General features: G+C 58.0%; 2 protein-coding genes. One reads left to right on the forward strand and one right to left on the reverse strand.

The window, feature by feature from the left end; all coding sequences use genetic code 11:
• A partial coding sequence (locus D6877_RS27065; RefSeq protein WP_130912675.1) for a 4-hydroxybenzoate 3-monooxygenase occupies positions 1-869 on the reverse strand: 869 nt, incomplete at its 3' end.
• Between the two features lie 175 nt (positions 870-1,044).
• Between D6877_RS27065 and D6877_RS27070 the strand changes: the two genes are divergently transcribed.
• Positions 1,045-1,929, forward strand: an 885-nt coding sequence (locus tag D6877_RS27070) for a helix-turn-helix domain-containing protein (protein ID WP_130912681.1), incomplete at its 3' end; no start/stop codon positions are given.

Here is a 1,929-nt window from a genome sequence, read left to right on the forward strand (position 1 = left end):
GCGTCGCCGACGAGAAACATGCGCCCGTACTGCATTGGCTCGACGACAAAACTGCGCAGCGGCGCGATGCTTTTTTCGATCGAAGAACCGGTCACCAGTTTTTCCGCGAGGGCATCCGGCAGGCGTTTTTTCAGCTCATCCCAGAAACGCTGATCGCTCCAGTCATCGACGTTTTCATCCGCCGGCACTTGCAGGTAATAGCGGGTACGGGTGGCCGAACGCATGCTGCACAAGGCGAAGCCGCGTTCGTGGCGGGCGTAGACCAATTCATCGTGGACCGGCGGTGTGTCGGCGAGAATCCCCAGCCAGCCGAACGGGTAGACCCGCTCGAAAATCTTCAGGCTATCGGCAGGAATCGACTGTCGGGCGACGCCATGGAAACCATCGCAACCGGCGATGTAATCGCAATCGACGCGCCAGCTTTCACCGTCCTTTTCGAAGGTGACAAAAGCTTCGTCGCTTTTCATGCCATGGGGAACGACATTGCTTGCCTGATAAATTGTTGGCGCGCCGGCCTCCCGACGAGCGGCCATCAGGTCGCGGGTGACCTCGGTCTGGCCGTAGACCATTACTGTTTTGCCGCCGGTCAGCGCGTGCAGGTCGATGTGCACCTGACGCCCGTCCAACGCCAGATCGAAGCCGCCATGAACTAGACCTTCGGCATCCATTCGCTGACCGACGCCGGCCTCACGCAGCAGCTCTACCATGCCTTGTTCAAGCACACCGGCACGGATGCGCCCAAGAATGTAATCGGGCGTCTGGCGTTCGAGGATCAGGGTGTCGATGCCAGCGTTGTGCAGCAATTGGCCGAGGAGCAGTCCGGAAGGACCGGCGCCGATAATGGCGACTTGGGTTTTCAGAGTTTTCATTGTTTTTATGACTCGCAAGCTTCACGCAGCAACAACCGGTGAATGATTTTATGGATCGAGTGCTTGCATTTTTCCCTTGCGGGTCTGTCAATTGAAGGTGAAAACTGAGCCGATACCTGTACATTCTGCCAATCGGTGCGATTATCGCCCAAAAACCAGAGGCCTGGATTGAAGTATGAACAAGCCTGCCCTGCCTTCTATTCCGGTGTTCAAGCTCTACGGTGAAAGCCTGGACTGGCCGACCCCGGACTTGCTGCACTGTGAAACCATTTCCTCGCGCAGTCGCGAACACCAATGGGAAATCAAACCTCACCGCCACGCGGATCTGTGCCAGCTGCTGTTCGTTTTCAAAGGTCAGGCAGAGCTAGAAATCGAAGGCCAGCGCACCCAACTCGAGACTCCGGCGATACAGGTGCTGCCACCGTTGTCGGTGCATGGCTTTCGTTTTTCCGAGGATGTTGAAGGCTTCATCGTCACCTTGGCCACGCCGCTGATCAATCATTTGCAGGCGCAATTGGGCGATTCGGTACACGCGTTGGCCCGAGCGGAAAACTACCCGGCCGGCAAGGATGGCGATTATCTCAACAGCCTGTTTTCAGCGTTGCAGGCCGAGTACAACGGCCATCAACCGGCGCGGGAAATGCTCATGCATTCGCTGGTCAGCGTGATCATGGTCTGGGTCAGCCGCCAGGCGATCGTTCGGCATAAGGCCAGCCAGCGCCCGCAGCGCCAACGCGAATACCTCAACGGTTTCATTCAGTTGGTGGAAGAGACTTACCGCCAGCACGTCAAGGTCGAAGACCTCGCCCATCGCCTGGGCATCTCCGTGTCGCACCTCAACGGCACCTGCCGTGAACTGGCCGGGCAACCGGCGTTGCAGATCATGCACGAGCGTCAGTTGCTGGAAGCCAAGCGCCTGCTGACCTACACCAGCATGACGATCTACGAGATGTCGGAGCTGTTGGGTTTTTCCGATCCGACCAATTTCACGCGCCTGTTCCGCCGCCGGGTGGGGATTTCGCCAAAGGCATTCCGCGACCGCTTGAAGGCCGAGCAACAA

Source organism: Pseudomonas sp. Sample_9, assembly GCF_004307535.1.
Taxonomy (GTDB): Bacteria; Pseudomonadota; Gammaproteobacteria; order Pseudomonadales; family Pseudomonadaceae; genus Aquipseudomonas; species Aquipseudomonas mercuritolerans.